This window comes from Sphingopyxis solisilvae, from assembly GCF_015475875.1.
GTDB classification, from domain to species: Bacteria; Pseudomonadota; Alphaproteobacteria; order Sphingomonadales; family Sphingomonadaceae; genus Sphingopyxis; species Sphingopyxis solisilvae.
This window is the reverse complement of record NZ_JADKYM010000019.1, coordinates 39,693-55,020: the sequence shown is the minus strand read 5'-3', so window position 1 is coordinate 55,020 and position 15,328 is coordinate 39,693. Positions and strand designations below refer to the sequence as shown.

18 protein-coding genes are annotated in these 15,328 nt (G+C 65.8%); 16 read left to right on the top strand and 2 right to left on the bottom strand.

What is annotated here, in order from left to right; genetic code table 11:
• Positions 1 to 386: 386 nt before the first annotated feature.
• Complete coding sequence (locus tag IR187_RS13060; protein ID WP_058818523.1) at positions 387 to 1,277, top strand: hypothetical protein; 891 nt, start codon at positions 387 to 389, stop codon at positions 1,275 to 1,277.
• 31 nt (positions 1,278 to 1,308) lie between these two features.
• Here IR187_RS13060 and IR187_RS13055 read toward each other — a convergent pair whose 3' ends face one another.
• Complete coding sequence (locus IR187_RS13055; protein WP_082662789.1) at positions 1,309 to 1,821, bottom strand: SOS response-associated peptidase family protein; 513 nt, start codon at positions 1,819 to 1,821, stop codon at positions 1,309 to 1,311.
• 55 nt (positions 1,822 to 1,876) lie between these two features.
• Between IR187_RS13055 and IR187_RS13050 the strand changes: the two genes are divergently transcribed.
• From IR187_RS13050 to IR187_RS13020, 7 genes are all read left to right on the top strand, one after another.
• Positions 1,877 to 2,494, top strand: a complete 618-nt coding sequence (locus tag IR187_RS13050) for an SOS response-associated peptidase family protein (protein WP_058807782.1) — start codon at positions 1,877 to 1,879, stop codon at positions 2,492 to 2,494.
• Positions 2,495 to 2,496: 2 nt separating this feature from the next.
• Positions 2,497 to 2,931, top strand: coding sequence for a DUF1810 domain-containing protein (locus tag IR187_RS13045; RefSeq protein ID WP_058807783.1), 435 nt, complete (start codon positions 2,497 to 2,499; stop codon positions 2,929 to 2,931).
• 12 nt (positions 2,932 to 2,943) lie between these two features.
• On the top strand, positions 2,944 to 4,281 hold the full coding sequence (locus IR187_RS13040; protein ID WP_156420510.1) for a hypothetical protein: 1,338 nt from the start codon (positions 2,944 to 2,946) through the stop codon (positions 4,279 to 4,281).
• 122 nt (positions 4,282 to 4,403) lie between these two features.
• Positions 4,404 to 5,180 (top strand): ImuA family protein, encoded by a 777-nt coding sequence (locus IR187_RS13035; RefSeq protein ID WP_194955018.1) that lies wholly within the window; start codon positions 4,404 to 4,406, stop codon positions 5,178 to 5,180.
• Positions 5,098 to 6,906, top strand: a complete 1,809-nt coding sequence (locus IR187_RS13030) for a DUF6504 family protein (RefSeq protein ID WP_082662790.1) — start codon at positions 5,098 to 5,100, stop codon at positions 6,904 to 6,906. The genes IR187_RS13035 and IR187_RS13030 overlap by 83 nt, the downstream gene beginning before the upstream one ends.
• Positions 6,903 to 10,112 (top strand): error-prone DNA polymerase, encoded by a 3,210-nt coding sequence (locus IR187_RS13025; protein WP_058807785.1) that lies wholly within the window; start codon positions 6,903 to 6,905, stop codon positions 10,110 to 10,112. Before IR187_RS13030 ends, IR187_RS13025 begins: the two co-directional genes overlap by 4 nt.
• Positions 10,113 to 10,299: 187 nt before the next feature.
• The gene (locus IR187_RS13020) at positions 10,300 to 10,626 is read left to right on the top strand and encodes a DUF736 domain-containing protein (RefSeq protein WP_058807786.1); all 327 of its coding nucleotides are present in this window, start codon (positions 10,300 to 10,302) and stop codon (positions 10,624 to 10,626) included.
• A gap of 20 nt (positions 10,627 to 10,646) precedes the next feature.
• Here IR187_RS13020 and IR187_RS13015 read toward each other — a convergent pair whose 3' ends face one another.
• On the bottom strand, positions 10,647 to 11,261 hold the full coding sequence (locus tag IR187_RS13015; RefSeq protein ID WP_156420511.1) for a hypothetical protein: 615 nt from the start codon (positions 11,259 to 11,261) through the stop codon (positions 10,647 to 10,649).
• A gap of 266 nt (positions 11,262 to 11,527) precedes the next feature.
• Here IR187_RS13015 and IR187_RS13010 point away from each other — a divergent pair, with 266 nt between their 5' ends.
• The 8 genes from IR187_RS13010 (at position 11,528) to IR187_RS12980 (ending at position 15,324) form a co-directional block, all read left to right on the top strand.
• Entirely contained in the window at positions 11,528 to 11,692 is a 165-nt protein-coding gene (locus IR187_RS13010; RefSeq protein WP_194955017.1) for a hypothetical protein, read from the top strand.
• Positions 11,693 to 11,818: 126 nt separating this feature from the next.
• The gene (locus tag IR187_RS13005; RefSeq protein WP_156420512.1) at positions 11,819 to 12,253 is read left to right on the top strand and encodes a hypothetical protein; all 435 of its coding nucleotides are present in this window, start codon (positions 11,819 to 11,821) and stop codon (positions 12,251 to 12,253) included.
• Between the two features lie 314 nt (positions 12,254 to 12,567).
• Positions 12,568 to 12,885, top strand: coding sequence for a DUF736 domain-containing protein (locus tag IR187_RS13000; protein WP_058807789.1), 318 nt, complete (start codon positions 12,568 to 12,570; stop codon positions 12,883 to 12,885).
• A 184-nt stretch (positions 12,886 to 13,069) separates the two neighbouring features.
• Positions 13,070 to 13,279, top strand: coding sequence for a transcriptional regulator domain-containing protein (locus IR187_RS16910; protein WP_082662791.1), 210 nt, complete (start codon positions 13,070 to 13,072; stop codon positions 13,277 to 13,279).
• Complete coding sequence (locus IR187_RS17030; RefSeq protein ID WP_082662792.1) at positions 13,185 to 13,850, top strand: DNA -binding domain-containing protein; 666 nt, start codon at positions 13,185 to 13,187, stop codon at positions 13,848 to 13,850. Before IR187_RS16910 ends, IR187_RS17030 begins: the two co-directional genes overlap by 95 nt.
• A gap of 117 nt (positions 13,851 to 13,967) precedes the next feature.
• Positions 13,968 to 14,219: a helix-turn-helix transcriptional regulator gene (locus IR187_RS12990; RefSeq protein WP_058807790.1), complete on the top strand. Its 252-nt coding sequence runs from the start codon at positions 13,968 to 13,970 to the stop codon at positions 14,217 to 14,219.
• An 11-nt stretch (positions 14,220 to 14,230) separates the two neighbouring features.
• Positions 14,231 to 14,761 carry a DUF2840 domain-containing protein gene (locus IR187_RS12985; protein WP_228765919.1) on the top strand — a complete coding sequence of 177 codons (531 nt, stop codon included), beginning with the start codon at positions 14,231 to 14,233 and terminating at the stop codon, positions 14,759 to 14,761.
• Positions 14,758 to 15,324, top strand: coding sequence for a S26 family signal peptidase (locus tag IR187_RS12980; RefSeq protein ID WP_058807792.1), 567 nt, complete (start codon positions 14,758 to 14,760; stop codon positions 15,322 to 15,324). The genes IR187_RS12985 and IR187_RS12980 overlap by 4 nt, the downstream gene beginning before the upstream one ends.
• Positions 15,325 to 15,328 lie beyond the last annotated feature (4 nt).

Sequence of the window (15,328 nt, the reverse complement as noted above, 5' to 3'; positions counted from 1 at the left end):
GCCGGCTTGGCCGGCGGGACGGCCGCGTGGCGGCATGTCGAGCGCGGCAGTTGATGAGCGCGCTCTGGCCTCGCTGAGCTCCGGCCAGGGGTCGCGACATTGTTCTGGCCGCGCGAGCGCACTTGGGCTCGCTCTCCTTGCGGCGCGGGCGCACGCACCCGGAGCGGGTGGACAGCGCTGACGCGCTGCCACGGTCCTGGCTACGCCAAGACCTACCCTTCCGTCTGCGCACACGCCGTGCCGCTGCGGGCTCGCCAAGAGCGCGATTGCTCGGGCCCTTCGGGCCGGCACTGCTCCGCAGCGCTGCCGCTTTGGCGTGACGCACCGACTTGAATGGTCGGGAATGAAACGACACATGAGTGTAAGAACAGGAGGGAGCTACTGCGGTGCCGAGCCTCGCTCAGCGCGTTGAAAACTTCAAGGAGCGGCTACGGTTCCGTTTTATGCCGCCTATCGCCGATTGGCTGGCGTGGGCGTCCACATATCAGGCACGACAGACGCTTGGGGGGATGCAGCCAATGCGGCTGCTCGTCGACAACACGGTGCTCTATCACGCGGTGACACACGAGACCGCGTGGATATCGACTGGCAAGAGCAAGTGGGGGCCGCACGAGATCGACACGGGTTATTCGGCGCGCGTTCCTGTTCACGATGACGATACGGATGGTCGTGAGCATCGGAATGTTCGCTTTCTTGCTGGGATCGCGCAGTTGTGCCGTAACGGTTTCGTCGAGCTTCTGACTTCTGCCGAGCTGCAGGACGAGCAGTTTCGGCAGCCTGCCGGCCGCTATCGGGGCTATGGCTATTTCGATCATAGCCTTTTCGCCCGGCTTCAGATCGAGAGCGTCGATGGGCATGTCTTTCCGCATCTCGGCCCGAGTTGGATGCGGCTGCCGTCGGCCGAAGAGCAGCAGCGAGCCCGCATTGATCGCCATCGCCAGGACGAAGCCTTCGACGAGTTGGTAAGGACGTTGGGTCAGGCCAACAGTCAGGATGCGTGGCACCTTTACACCGCCGACAAATTCGGAATCCATGCTTTCTTGACGATGGATTTCAAGTTCATCCGGACCGTCGAGGCTCAGGCGCGCAGCGCCGCCGTCAGCCGTCTGAAGGCTCGTGTAATGTCGCCGGAGATGCTCGGGAAGGAACTTGGCCTATTTCCCTTGTCCCCCCGGTTGTTCAGCTATCATGACGCGAGTTTCTTCGTCCGAACGGATCTCAGCATGCCGTCCGAAAAGAGGCGGCCTCTCAACGGCTACCGACGGACCGACCGTTAGGCAGAAGCTTAACGGCCAGCGCCCTTGGACATCACAGCGGCAATTCAGTCTGAGCGCGCAGCGGCTCGACGATGAATGTGTGGCGCGGGGGCTCCTCGAACAGCACCTCGTTGGGGAGTGTAGCATCAAGCCAATGTATCACGTCGCGGCGATGGATGATGACGCCGTGGCGCTGCTGATAGGGGATGACATCGGCGCCGGCCGGGATCGTGAGGATACGGTAGGAGAGGGGCCAGTCGGCGAGCGGGGGATCCCATACGCCCGCAAGGTAGAAGAAATTGCCGCTGTCGAGCGTTACCCGGTAGCGGCGGTCGCCGGTGCCCATGCGGAACTCGGACGCGGGGATCAGGCAGCGGCGCTTCGGGAAGGCGCGGCCCTCGGAGCGCGCAAAGCGGTAGTTGATGCCGTCGGAAAAGCGCGGGTCGCTTCCCCAGACAGCCTCGACCATTTCGATCTCGCTTTCGTCGTCGGGATTGCGTCTTATGAGCGCACGGCGACCGCCGTCCGGGGCATCGGGATCGAAAGGGGTTGGCGCCGTGCTCATGGTTGGAACATAATGGGAACGACCGTGAGTCGCAAGCATCAGGGGCTGCAGGGCAATGTGTAACGATTACAAGCTTGAAGTCGACGTTGCTTCGATCATGGAAGACTTCGACGATCTCCAGATCAAGATCAAGATGCCCGAGGGCGCGCCGAACGTGCCGGCGCGCGAGGATGTGCGAATCACCGATATGGCGCCGATCGTGAAGGCGAGCGATGGCGACGCCGTCGGCGAGCTGGTCAACCGGCGGTGGAGCTGGCCGGGGCAAGGCGGGAAGCCGGTCTATAATGTCCGTTCGGAGGGCCGCGATCTCGGGACGCAGCGTTGCCTTGTACTTTGCGATGGCTTCTACGAGTTCACCGACCCCACCGATCCGTCGCAGAAGCGCCTCGATAAATGGCTCTTCACGTTGAAGGATCATCGCTGGTTCTGCATGGCGGGCATCTGGCGCGATGCGCATGTCGGAGAGGCCTTCAGCCTGCTGACCATGGACGCTGGGCCGGACATCGCGCCCTATCATCACCGCCAGATCATTCCGCTGCCGCGCGACAAATGGGTGGCCTGGCTGGACCCGCGGGCCCCCGCCGAGGATATTCTGCAATGGCTGCCGGCCAGCATGCTCGAGGTCACCCAGGTCTACGGCAAGCCGCCGGCCCAAGGAGCGCTGGCGCTATGACCATGACCGACGCCGAAGGGCTCGACATCTTCGTCAAGGCGCAAGAGCAAGTCTATCCGCGCGCACTCGATGAAATCCGGCGCGGGCGCAAGCGCACGCACTGGATGTGGTTCGTCTTTCCCCAGCTTGCCGGCCTCGGGCGCAGCGCGGTGGCGCAGCTCTACGGCCTCGGAGGCATAGAGGAAGCGCGTGCCTATCTCGCCCATCCGCTTCTCGGCGCGCGCTATCTCGAATGCGTCGAGGCGTTGCAGGATCTTACCGGCAGTGACCCGGTGGCGGTGTTTGGAGAAGTCGACAGCATCAAGCTCCGCTCGTCGCTTACTCTGTTCGAGGCAGCCTCTGACAATTCGCTCTTGGCGGCCGCGCTGAACCGATGGTTCGCGGGCGAACGTGATGATCGTAGCCTCGCCTTGCTCCGCTCCGCGGGCAAAGACTGACGCGAAAGAAGATTGGCCGGCGCGATGGAATTGAACAATCGCGAAATCGCAACGCTGATCTGGCTGGCGATCCTCGCAGTCGCCGTCTTCCGCCATGCCTCGGTTAGGATCGCCTTTCGGGGACTGCTAAGAGCTTTTGTTCAGCGCCAAATTCTCCTGATCTACGGCGTGGCAGCCCTATATGTAGGCGCATGTATCGCGTTTCTCTCTTGGTGGGGCATATGGACTGCCGACAATCTGAAATCGACGATCTTCTGGTCGATCACGTTCGTCTTCGTAACACTCATCGATGCCAACAGGATCGATGAGGATAAGACCTACTTTGGGCGGACGATCGGCGATACACTCGGACTGACGGGCCTCCTCGTTTTCATCGGCGGCCTCGAAAGCTTCAGCCTGCCAGCCGAGATGCTCTTCGTCCCGGTCATGTCCTTCGTGTCCCTCATGCATCAGGTCGGTCTTCGTGATCCCGCGCACAAGCCCGCCTCGAGCTGCCTCGGCGCACTCCTCGTGGTCGCAGGCATCGCCATTCTCGCGTACAGCATTCACGCAACCTGGCTCGAATGGGCGAAGTTTGACCTGCGCAAGAATCTGAGCGAACTGCTCGTTCCGATCCTTCTGTCACTGCTTTTCCTGCCCTTTCTGTATGCCCTCTCGATTTTCCTCGTCTATGACCGCAACTTCACGAACATCGCATATGCCCTGCCCGACAAGGGGCTTGCGCGCTTTGCTCGGGGTCGCGCGCTTTTCGCCTTTCGTACCGACCTCGATCTCCTGAAACGCTGGCGCCATATCGTCGCCCAGCGGCGTCCTTCCGATCGGCTGGGTGTCGTGCAGGCGATCGCCCAGGCTATGCGGGAGCGGGACAATGCGTTGCGACGACCAGCCGTCGACCTGACAGACGGCTGGTCGCCATACGTTGCCTTGGAATTCCTCGTGTCAGAAGGATTTCCGCCGACGCCCTATCTCTGGTATTCCGACCGGTACCGCGCGAGCGTCACGCACAAGTTCGGCGATGGTCCGCTGGCCAATTACGCCACCTATTATGTCGAGGGCGACGAGGCGCGAGCGACGCTGCTCACCCTAGAACTCTGGATATGGGGGAATGACAATCGCGAAAGGGACGAGGAGCGCTTTGCAGAACTTGTCACCATTTTGATGGATCGTGCGGTCGGCGCGGAGGCCCGTTCTGCGTTCCGCGATGAGCTTGATCCGGAGGCCGATGGCGCCTCGCTCGATTGGAACGGGTATCGCTTTCGGATCGAAGCCGAGGAACCGAATCCTACAGGACGATATTCGCTCGAGTTTTCGATCGCGCACCCCTGCGAACCCGGAAATACCTCATCCTGATCGGGTCAATTATCCCCGAATCTCAATGCAGTGACAAACGATCAACACGACCGTGCGGGAGCTGCCTTGACGAATGTTTCTCGCAAGTAGAACATATAGGGAACATTTGAGTCGGTATCATCATGAGCGCTACGCCCATTTCTTCGCTCCGGCCGAGTGCCGACCAGCTCGCGACGCTTCGTGAGGCGGTCGCGCGCGTCGCGGCCGCACGCGGGCCGGTGCTGCCGTTCGGGATCGGCCCGCTCGATCATCTGCTGAGCGGCGGCGGGCTCGACGGCGCGGGCTTGCACGAGTTTGCGGGCGCATCGGCAAGCTGGAGCGATGACGCAGCGGCGACACTGTTTACCGCGGGGATCGCCGCGCGCTTCGCCGCCGCGCCCGGTGTCGCCGCCCTCTGGGCGCTGACGCGTTTCGATCTCTATGCCCCCGGTCTCGAACAGGCGGGGTTGGGGCCGGACCGCATTCTCTATGCGCAGGGCCGGACCGACAAGGAATTGCTCGCTATGTGCGAGGATGCGCTGCGCGACGGCTCGCTCGCCTGTGTCGTCGCCGAGGTGAAAGCGGCCGACCAGACGGCGACGCGCCGGCTTCAGCTTGCCGCTTCCGAAGGGCATACGCCGATGCTGCTCTACCGGCGATATCGGCGATACGGCCAATGCCCGCTTGCCGATCCCTCGCTCGCCATGACCCGCTGGCGCATCGGTACTTTGTCGTCGGGGCGTATAGCGTCGCCGGGCGTCGGACGCGGGCGATGGAGCGTCGAGCTTGTCCGCCAGCGCGGCGGGCCGCCTTTCTCCCTCGAACTGGAGGCGTGCGATGACCAGGGTCGCCTCGCTCTTCCTGCCGCAACTGCCGATAGAGCGATTGCGACGGGCGGGGCGGCAAGACACGCCGCCTGAACCGGCGCGAGCTGCTCCACGCTTTCCCGAGCCGATCGACGACAATCCCGGTACCTGCTCGGTGCCGCGCGGCGGTGGCTGGCGCCCCGGCGCGCGCTGGGCACAGGATGCATCGGCGCGGGCGCGACCCGATCAGTCGGCGGTCGATGCGTTGCCCGCACACCAGCGACCGACGATGCGCGAGCTGGGACGGCGCAGCGAAGCAGCCGCCCCGGTGTTTCGCACGCTTCGTGCCGACGATGGCGGAGGCGCGGGCGCGGGTGTCGCTGTCGATATGGCCCCATGGGCAGCGAAGCCGACGATTCTTGTCGCGCGGACCGGCCAGCGCGACATTGTCACGGCCACCTGTCCGCATGCGCTCGATCTCGGGCTCGCACCCGGTATGGCCGCGGCCCATGCGCGGGCGCTCGTGTCCGATCTTGAGGTGCTCGATGCCGATCCCGTCGGCGATCGCGGCTGGCTGGATCGCCTTGCGCTCCACGCCGCCCGCTATTGGACGCCGACCGCAGCGGTATCGGGCAGCGACGGGCTATGGCTCGACCTGTCGGGGACGACGCATCTCTTCGGTGGCGAGGAGCGCTTCGCGGCGCGGCTGCTCTGCTTTCTGAAGCGGCTCGGCTTTACCGCGCGTGTCGCGATCGCCGGGACGCCCGGCTCCGCTTACGCACTCGCGCGCTACGGGCCCGCGACGTCTCTCATCTTGCCGGAAGGCAGAGAGGGTGAGGCGCTGGCGCCTTTGCCGCTCGCGGCGCTCCGGCTGGCGCCGGAGGCGCTCGCCGCGGCCGCGCGGTTCGGGATCGAGCGGATCGCCGATCTCTACCCGATGCCGCGCGGGCCCCTGGCCCGGCGGCTCGGGCGCGCGGCGGTCGAGCGTCTCGACCAGGCGCGCGGGTTCGTGCCCGAGCCGATCATCCCCGTCGTCCCGTTCGAGATGCCCGAAGCGCGGCGCTCGCTGCTTGAGCCGATCGGGACGGCCGAGGCGATCGAACAGGTGATTTCCGACCTTCTGGACGACCTGGTGCCTGCGCTTCGCGAGCGCGGACTTGGCGCGCGCAGCCTCGTGCTCCGCTGCGACCGGCTCGATATGGGCGAGCAGCTCGTCACCGTGGGGACGGCGCGCGCGACGCGCGATGCGAAGCATCTGCTGCGCCTGTTCAAGCTCCGGGTCGACCGGATCGAGCCGGGGCTCGGGATCGAGGCTATGGTCCTGACCGCGCCGCAGGTCGAAAGTCTGGCGCCCGAGACGATCGGCACCGCGCTCGACACGTCACGCCAAGCGCCCGACCTCGCTCCGCTCGTCGATGCGCTGGCGGGCCGTGGCGGAGAAGGCGCGCTGTTCCGCTTGGGCGCGCTTGAAAGCGATGTGCCTGAGCGCGCGATCACGCGCGCCGGCCCCCTGACCAAGCCTGACGGCTGGCCGGCGTGGGCGCGGCCCATTCGCATGCTTGCGCGGCCCGAAGCCCTGTCGGGCGTCGTCGCGCTGCTGCCCGACCATCCGCCGCGCCGCTTCGCGTGGCGCGGGCGGAGCTATGCGGTGGTCGCGGGCGACGGACCCGAGCGCATCCATGGCGAATGGTGGCGCCGCCCCGGCGAGATGTGGGCGGTGCGCGACTATTTCCGGGTCGAGGCGGAAAGCGGCGAGCGCTTCTGGCTCTTCCGCCGCGGCGACGCGATCACCGGCAACACGGGCGATCTGAGCTGGTACATGCACGGCGTCTTCGGATGAGCGCGTCCGCGACGACATATGTCGAACTCTATGCCACGAGCCATTTTTCCTTCCTGCGGGGGGCCTCTTCGCCGGAAGAGCTGTTCGCGGCCGCCGCGCACCTCGGCCATTCGGCCCTCGGGCTTTGCGACCGGGGCAGCGTCGCCGGCATGGTCCGCGGCCTGTCGGGGCAGGAGACGACCGGCGTCCGGCTGATCGCCGGGACGCGCGTCGATCTTCGCGATGGCCGCTCGATCCTTCTCTATCCGACCAATCGCGCGGCCTGGTCGCGGCTGACGCGGCTGCTCTCGCTGGGCAAGGCGCGCGGCGGCAAGGGCCAATGCTGGCTCGACTGGCCGGATATCGCGGCCTCGGCCGACGGCCTCGTCGCGATCCTCCTGCCCGATGCGGCCGACGAACGGACGCGGCTCGATCTCGCGGAATTGCGCGACGCCTTCAGCTCGCGCGCATTTCTGGCGCTCACGCTGCGGCGCCGTCCCGGCGATTTCGCGCGGCTTTCCGCCCTCGACGCGCTGGCGCGCGGTCTCGGCGCACGCAGCGTCGCGCTCGGCGACATTCTTTATCACGCGCCCGACCGCCGCCCGCTGCAGGACGTACTGACCGCAATCCGCGAGAAGACCACCATCGACGCGCTGGGGTTCAAGCGCGAGCGGTTCATGGACCGGGCGCTGAAGAGCCCGGCCGAGATGGAAAGGCGCTTCGCGCTCTTTCCCGATGCGATTGCGGCGACCGCGGATATCGCGGCGCTATGCCGCTTCGATCTCGGCGAGATCCGCTACCAATATCCCTATGAGCAGGTGATGGCGGGACGAACGGCGCAGGAGGCGCTGGCCGCGCTGACGGAGGAAGGCGCGTCGCGCATGTTTCCCGGCGGCGTTCCGCCTGCCTACCGGCAGCAGATCGATCACGAGCTGCGATTGATCGGAGAACTCGATTACGCGCCCTATTTTCTGACGGTAAACTCGATCGTCGCCGAGAGCCGGCGCCGCGGCATCCTGTGCCAAGGCCGCGGGTCGGCGGCGAATAGCTGCGTGTGCTTTCTGCTCGGCGTCACGTCGATCGACCCGATCCGCCACGAGCTGCTCTTCGAGCGCTTCGTGTCGGGCGAGCGCAAGGAGCCGCCCGACATCGACGTCGACTTCGAGCATGAGCGGCGCGAGGAAATCATCCAGTGGATCTACGAGACCTACGGCCGCCATCGCTCCGCGCTCACTGCCGTGGTCACGCGTTACCGCACACGAGGCGCGGTCGCCGAGGTCGGAAAGGCGCTGGGCTTGCCGCGCGATCTCACCAAGATGCTCACGGGGCTTGTCTGGGGCTGGTCGATGGACGGCATCCCCGAGGAGCGGATCGCCGAGCTCAATCTCAATGCCGATGATTATCGGCTGAGACTCTGTCTCGATCTTGCGCGCCAACTCATTGGAACCCCGCGGCACTTGTCGCAGCATCCCGGCGGCTTCGTGCTGACCGAGGAGCGGCTCGACGATCTCGTGCCGATCGAGCCGGCGCGCATGGAAGACCGGCAGATCATCGAATGGGACAAGGACGATATCGACGTCCTCAAGTTCATGAAGGTCGATGTCCTCGGCCTCGGGATGCTCGGCTGCATGAACCGGGCGTTCAACCTGCTTCGTGACCTTAAGGGGATCGATGTCGGCATGGCCGATCTGCAGGACGACGATCCCGCCGTCTATGGCATGATCCAGAAGGCCGATACGCTCGGGGTTTTCCAGATCGAGAGCCGCGCGCAGATGTCGATGCTGCCGCGGATCAAGCCGAAATGTTTCTACGACCTCGTGATCGAGGTCGCGATCGTCCGGCCTGGTCCGATCCAGGGCGACATGGTGCATCCCTATCTTCGCCGGCGCGAAGGCAAGGAAAAGCCCGAATATCCCAAGCCCGAGCTGCGCACCGTGCTTGAGAAGACCTTGGGCGTGCCTTTGTTTCAGGAGCAGGCGATGAAGGTTGCGATCGTCGGCGCCGGCTTCACGCCGGCCGAGGCCGACCAGCTTCGCCGCGCGATGGCGACCTTCAAGCTGACGGGAGGCGTGTCGCATTTCTACGACAAGCTCGTCGGCGGCATGGTCGAGCGCGGCTATCCCAAGGATTTTGCGGAGCGCACCTTCAAGCAGATCGAGGGCTTCGGCTCCTATGGCTTTCCCGAAAGCCATGCGGCCTCGTTCGCGAAGATCGCTTACGCCTCCTGCTGGATGAAGCATCATCATCCCGATGTCTTCTGCGCCGCTTTGCTCAATGCGCAGCCGATGGGCTTCTATGCGCCCGCGCAAATCGTGCGCGATGCGCGGAATCACGGCGTCGAGGTGCGCCCGGTCTCGATCAACGACAGCCATTGGGATTGCACGCTGGAGGAAAGCGGTGGGCGCTATCTCGCGGTCCGCCTCGGTTTTCGCCAAGTCCGCTCGCTCGCCAATGTTCATGGCGCCGCGATCGTGGGGGCGCGGGGCGATGTGCCCTATGATTGCGTCGAGGATGTGTGGCGCCGCGCGGGGGTGCCGCGCGCCGCGATCGAAAGGATCGCCGAAGCCGACGGCTTTGCCTGCCTCGCCGAGGACAGGCGGCAGGGGCTCTGGAAGGTGCGGGGGCTGGGGGAGGCGCCGCTGCCGCTGTTTGCTGCGGCGGACGCCCGCGAGGCGGGCTTCTCGCCCGAGGGGCTCGAACCCGCCACCGCACTCCGGCCGATGACCGAGGGACGTGAGGTGGTGGAGGATTATCGCACGCTCCAGCTGTCGCTGCGCGCGCATCCTTTGAGTTTCCTGCGAGACGAGCTCGACGCGATGGGCGTGGTCCGCTGCGCGGACCTCGCCTATATCCGCGATGGCCGGAATATCGAGGTGGCTGGGGTGATCCTCGTACGGCAGCGGCCCGGCTCCGCAAAGGGCGTGCTCTTCGTCACGATCGAGGACGAGACCGGGATCGCCAACGGTATCCTCTGGCCTGACCGGTTCGACATCTACAGGCGCCAGGTCATGTCGGCCTCGATGATCGCGATGCGAGGACGGCTCCAGAAAGAAGGCGAGGTCATTCACATCATCTGCGACCGGATCACCGATCATGATGCGCTGCTCCGCAGCGTAGGGCGCAGCGCACTTCCCATTGCGCCGGGACGCGGGGACGGGGCGCGGAGCGGGGGAGGGCCGGACAGCCGCGAGCCTGGCCTGCGCATCCGGAGCCACGATTTCCACTGAGGCCCATGGGTCTCCTCGCTCGGCGGACCTCTCCCTCATTGGCTGCCTGATTGCGGGTCTCGGCTCGCCTAATGCCGTCAACCCCCGTTGGGGGTTCGCCCTCGCGCGGGCGCTCGGTGACGGCGGCTCACGGCCCCTCCTTTTGGCGCCATCGGGAACAGGTCCCGAGCAACCAAGGAGACTTGAAATGGGTACCACCATCGGAAATCTGACCCTCAAGGACGACGGCAGCCTCGAGGGCACGCTTGCGACCCTCATGGTCACCGTGCCGATCGCGATCGTTCCGAACGGCCGCAAGACGAAGGAAAGCGAGCCCGACTTCCGCGTCGTCAGCCGGCGGAACGGCTTCGAACTCGGCGGCGGCTGGACGAAGACCGCGCGCTCGACCGGCGCCGAATATATCTCGGTGTCGCTGTCGGCGCCCGAACTCGGCGAGATCTTCTGCAATGTCGCGAACGCGCCGGGCGAGGATCCGATGAAGAAGGTGCTGATCTGGAACGCCCCCGGCACCTGATCGGTTGACCGGCTCCGCCGTCAGGCGGAGCCGGTTTCGCTCACGGCGGCATATTCCTCCGGGGAAAGATGCACGCGCATCAGTTCATCGCGTTCTTTCTCGCTGAATTCAGACGCTCGATCGGGATCCGTCCCGCTTTCGAGCTTTTTCCGCATGATCTCGTGCATCGCGATCGTCAGCGCGGGAAAGCGGCGAATGCCGAGGCCGATGATTTGTCCGTTTCGCTTTGCTGCCAATTGCCCCTGATGCTCGACCCATGCGATCTGGGGGTCTGGAATGAAGACGATCTCGGCTTCTCCGAGCGAAGAGGGCGTAATGCACATATATTCGGCGCCATTAGTCAGGACGCTGTGCAACACCAGGTCGGACCCCTGAGGCCACCAGCCGACAGCGGCCTTCGATTGTTTGGTATAGTCGTTGGCGACATACCAGCGGACATTTGCGTGACAATGATTGGCCGGCATGCCCATCCACGCGAGGTCCTTAGCGGGCATCCGCCGAGCACGATAGGCGGGCAGGGCCATGACGTCCTGGACGAGCGCGCGTTCCCAGTCCGTTGGCGGAAATGTCCAGCCCTCGACCTGGTCGAGGAGCCTTGTCCGTAATGCGGACTTACGCTGCTTTGCTTCACCCATTCGCGTCCGCCCCACGCCACCTAGACGCGTTGGCTTTCGCACCGGAAAGGCAGGACAGCAAGGCCGATGCTCCCGCAGCCCGCGGATCCATCCCGCTCTCGAATGCCGCTAATCCCTTGGCCGAGGACCGGCCTCCTACAGTCAACCCCGATGGGGTCCCTGCGCAAGCTTGGGCCGCGGCTGCGCCGCGGTGACAGCGGCCTGTCCCCGTCCGGCGGGGCGACTGTCGAGCGGGAATGGTCCCGCTCCCGGACAGGAGCCTCGAAATGCCGCTTTCCACCGCACAATCCTTCGCCTGGAGCATGGCCCGCACGATGATGACCATCATCGTCCTGATCGAAACGGGCAGCGGCTTCTCGGTCATGCCGCTCGACGAGTTCGACGGCGATCCCGCCTGCATCGTGTGCGAATATGATCCGTTCAATCGCTGAAATCTCGAGAAAACTCGCCCCACGGTGGTTCCAGTTTCGGTTCCACCCTCGGGGCGATTTTGCTATGTCGGGCAAGCAGATTGCGCTGTGGTGGTGGTGGAGAGCGCGTCCGATGGGAGGACGCTTATGACTTTTATGATCATTCTCGGCGCCGTGGCTGCCATCTATATTGCCATCCTGATGTTCCGGCTGGCCTCGGTTGCACTGCCGCTCTACGCGGGCATCGGCACGACGCTCTACCTGATCGATCGCGACTTGGGATATCTGGTCCCGATCATCGCCGGACTGGCCGTCGGCGCCCTGGTCATCGGATGTGGACGAGCCCTCTGCGCCTTCCTCCCGCCGCTTTATCGCTTCGTCGTCATGCTTGTCTTCGCCATCCCGGCGGGATTCGCAGGCTACCAGGCGGCGAGGGGGTTTGCCGGTCTCGGGCTCGCGGAAGGCGCCATGCTCGAGACGCTCGGAATCGCCGGCGCGTTAGCCGCGGCCGCAGCCGCCATGCGCGGCCTCGGTGCGAGGCAGGACGGCTCTCCGCGTGAAGCGACGATAGGCGCCGTGTGAGTACAGCCCGCCGCCAGTGAAGGTTGGATGACCGCCCATCTCCGGTCTGCGCTACGCTGCAACGCCGAACCGGCGCGGCCTCCTCGATCTGCGCCATCTGCCGGCAAGACGCTGACGCTGGATCGCTGACCGCAACGGCGGGCATGCGACTTTCTTCCCCCGGCGTTCCGCCGTTCCTCGCGAATCAAGAAAGCCTTTGCCCTCCGTCCTCCGCTTTGCTGCGGGCCTGGCGGCTGCGGCGCGATCCCTTGCCGGACGTCGATGCGCATCGAGGCCGCGATGGTGCGGCTCGACATGCAGCAAAGGACATCATCATGAGCAAGATCGGCAGCTTCCAACTCGTCTCGGGCGAATATCAGGGCGAGATCGTCACGCTTTCGGTGCAGGCCAAATCGGTCCGCATCGTCCCGGAGAAGAACGCAAGCGGCAACGCCCCGAGCCATCGCGTCTTCGTCGGCGACGCCGAAGTCGGCGCCGCCTGGTCGAAGACCAGCCAGGACAAACGCCCCTATCTTTCGGTCAAGCTCGACGACCCGAGCTTCGTCGCCCCGATCTTCGCGCAGCTATTCGCGGGCGACGAGGGCGAATATGACCTCGTCTGGAGCCGCCAGAACCGCCGCAACGACAATTGATGCGGCGCCCATCGCCCGGCCTCGGCCGGGCGATGTTATATCCAATTTGAGGGCTTTAGCGTGCGTAGCTCGGATATTTTTGCGCTAAGTCCATGATGTATGCGCCGGTAACCACGCCGCTGTTGGCGGGCCAAGGTCGGCCGAAAGCGGCGGTTTATTCTCCTCAAACGGGTCGGAGGTGCGAATGGATCAGGCAGTCGGATGGCAGTCGCCATATTTTCCGAAAATATTCGAACGATATGATCGCGCGGACTTCGCGCAGGAATTCCTGCGGCGAAGCCCCGCCTATCGCGGCGGCTATGCCGCCGCCGCGGCGGCGCCGGGCGCCGACCGCGTGCGGCTCTTTCGGCGGCTCGCCAGCCGCTGGGGGTTGGTCTTTCGCCTTCGATCCTGATCTTCCGGCCGCGGCCGCGCCCGCCCTGTGGCGGCCGCAGGCCTGCGCCTTCGTCACGATCGCACGCCCGGCGCCCAAGGGCTTTGCCGCGCTGCGCCTCGCCGAGATTGTCGACGGACCAGAGATTGCCGCAGAGCTGCTCTCGTACCGCGACTGGCATATCGTCCTGCTTGCCGGGGGACGGCACTATCGTCTGCTGGTCCGGCGCTGCTGCGCGAACGAGCGACTGGCATTTCTCACGCCCGCAGATGCAAAGGCCGGTCTCCGCGCCTCGATGATCATGGCGCTTCACCGCGAACTCCTCGATACGGGCGGCGCTCGTCCGGCACCTGACAGCGCCCCGGGGGCGACGGAGCGCTGGCGCCTGGTCCAATGGCTCCGCATTCTCGACGCCATGACCGAGGGAGCATCGGCCCGCGACATGGCGGCAGCGCTACTGCTCGCCGAGGCGCGCAACTATTCCGCCGCCGAGTGGGACGCGTCGAGCGAGCGCCGCCGTATCGCGCGCTGGCAGCGCGCCGCCGTTGCCATGCGCGACGGTGGATTCAACGCGCTTCTCGGCGCGGCCTGATCGGGACATTCCGACGACCTTCGTTTTGTCCGTTCCGAATCCTTCGGGTGATTTTCCAAGAACGCCTCCTCGTTCCTGAACCCTGATCCGGGTTCCGGTCCTTGGCAGGAGGCCCCATTGTCCGATCGTCACACGCCCGTCGTCGCCCGCTATCTCCGGACGCCGGAAGCGGCTGTCCACTTGAGCCTGTCGGCGGCGACGCTCGAGAAGCATCGCTGCTACGGGACGGGGCCACGCTATCACAAGCTCGGCGGCCGCGTCGTTTATGCGATCGCCGACCTCGACGCCTGGGCGGCGATCGGACGCAAGACATCGACCTCGGATCCCGGCGTCGGCCACATTTCGCCGCTGCGCCCGGTGCGCCGCTGATGCGCCGGCGAATGGCATCGGCTTTGCCGTCGCTCATGCCGGCGGCGGCGTCTCCGCCTGCCGGCGTTCGGCTCCCCGCAAGCGGCCTGACCGACGTCGAGATGACCTGGATCGAGGGCCGGCTCGAACAGCAGCTCCGCTTCGGGCGGGTCGCCGCCGAGCGGTCCGGCGGACCGCACAAGCGCATCGCGTCCTTCCGTCCGGGTGCGACCTTCGGGCTGATCGGTTGCACAGTGAACGATCTCGGATCTCTGTTCTGGAGCCTAGCCATCGTCAGGGCGGTCGCACCCGGTGCGCCCTATGCGACCCATCCCGCTGTTCACCCGGGAGGCGACATTCTCCTCGAGCTTTCCGATCTCGAACCCATCCGCGCAGTGTGCCGCGAGATCGACATGATCGAGGTCACGGGCGTCGATGCGTGCGACGTGTCTCCCGATCACTGGCGCCATATCGGGCGGCGGCTCGCAGAGACGCTGCCGTTCCGCTCCTACTCAGCCGAACGCCATGCCGCGTGGCTCCGCCGCGGCGAGGCCCGTCCATGAACCGGCGGTGGCTCCGCACGACCGCCGCCTGCGGCGCGCTCTTTTGCGGGCTGTTCGGCGCGGCCGCGATCCTCGCGCCGCAGCCGCGGCTCATCTGGAACGCGAGCGCGAGCGTGCCGGTCGGGCTTTACGCCATCGACGTCGGCGCAAAGCCTGCGCGCGGCGACCTTGTCGCCATTGCGCCGCCCGCGCCGCTCTCCGCCTGGCTTTCGGAGCGCGGCTATCTGCCGCGCGGCGTGCCGCTCCTGAAGCGGGTCGCAGCAACGAGCGGCGCGCTCGTGTGCCGCAGCGGCGTCTTCGTCACGATCGACGGCGCGCCTGCGGCGCGCACGCGATCGGCGGACCGCATGGGACGAACACTGCCGCTCTGGCTCGGCTGCCGCCGGCTGGAGCGCGGCGAGCTATTCGTCCTCGGCCTGTCTCCCGACAGCCTCGACGGCCGATATTTCGGGCCGCTTCCGGCATCCGCCGTCATCGGCACCGCGCATCCCATTCTCACCCGCGACGCCTCCGGCGCGCCGCTTCGCTGGCGCCGGAACGGCGCGCGGCATTTCACCAACTAGCCGG

What these genes read in the sequence shown, in the direction of transcription:
- IR187_RS13055 (WP_082662789.1), bottom strand. Translation starts at nt 1,821, where the DNA reads ATGAGCACGGCGCCAACCCCTTTCGATCCCGATGCCCCGGACGGCGGT.
- IR187_RS13050 (WP_058807782.1), top strand. Translation starts at nt 1,877, where the DNA reads ATGTGTAACGATTACAAGCTTGAAGTCGACGTTGCTTCGATCATGGAA.
- IR187_RS13045 (WP_058807783.1), top strand. Translation starts at nt 2,497, where the DNA reads ATGACCGACGCCGAAGGGCTCGACATCTTCGTCAAGGCGCAAGAGCAA.
- IR187_RS13035 (WP_194955018.1), top strand. Translation starts at nt 4,404, where the DNA reads ATGAGCGCTACGCCCATTTCTTCGCTCCGGCCGAGTGCCGACCAGCTC.
- IR187_RS13030 (WP_082662790.1), top strand. Translation starts at nt 5,098, where the DNA reads ATGACCAGGGTCGCCTCGCTCTTCCTGCCGCAACTGCCGATAGAGCGA.
- IR187_RS13025 (WP_058807785.1), top strand. Translation starts at nt 6,903, where the DNA reads ATGAGCGCGTCCGCGACGACATATGTCGAACTCTATGCCACGAGCCAT.
- IR187_RS13020 (WP_058807786.1), top strand. Translation starts at nt 10,300, where the DNA reads ATGGGTACCACCATCGGAAATCTGACCCTCAAGGACGACGGCAGCCTC.
- IR187_RS13015 (WP_156420511.1), bottom strand. Translation starts at nt 11,261, where the DNA reads ATGGGTGAAGCAAAGCAGCGTAAGTCCGCATTACGGACAAGGCTCCTC.
- IR187_RS13010 (WP_194955017.1), top strand. Translation starts at nt 11,528, where the DNA reads ATGCCGCTTTCCACCGCACAATCCTTCGCCTGGAGCATGGCCCGCACG.
- IR187_RS13005 (WP_156420512.1), top strand. Translation starts at nt 11,819, where the DNA reads ATGACTTTTATGATCATTCTCGGCGCCGTGGCTGCCATCTATATTGCC.
- IR187_RS13000 (WP_058807789.1), top strand. Translation starts at nt 12,568, where the DNA reads ATGAGCAAGATCGGCAGCTTCCAACTCGTCTCGGGCGAATATCAGGGC.
- IR187_RS16910 (WP_082662791.1), top strand. Translation starts at nt 13,070, where the DNA reads ATGGATCAGGCAGTCGGATGGCAGTCGCCATATTTTCCGAAAATATTC.
- IR187_RS17030 (WP_082662792.1), top strand. Translation starts at nt 13,185, where the DNA reads ATGCCGCCGCCGCGGCGGCGCCGGGCGCCGACCGCGTGCGGCTCTTTC.
- IR187_RS12985 (WP_228765919.1), top strand. Translation starts at nt 14,231, where the DNA reads ATGGCATCGGCTTTGCCGTCGCTCATGCCGGCGGCGGCGTCTCCGCCT.
- IR187_RS12980 (WP_058807792.1), top strand. Translation starts at nt 14,758, where the DNA reads ATGAACCGGCGGTGGCTCCGCACGACCGCCGCCTGCGGCGCGCTCTTT.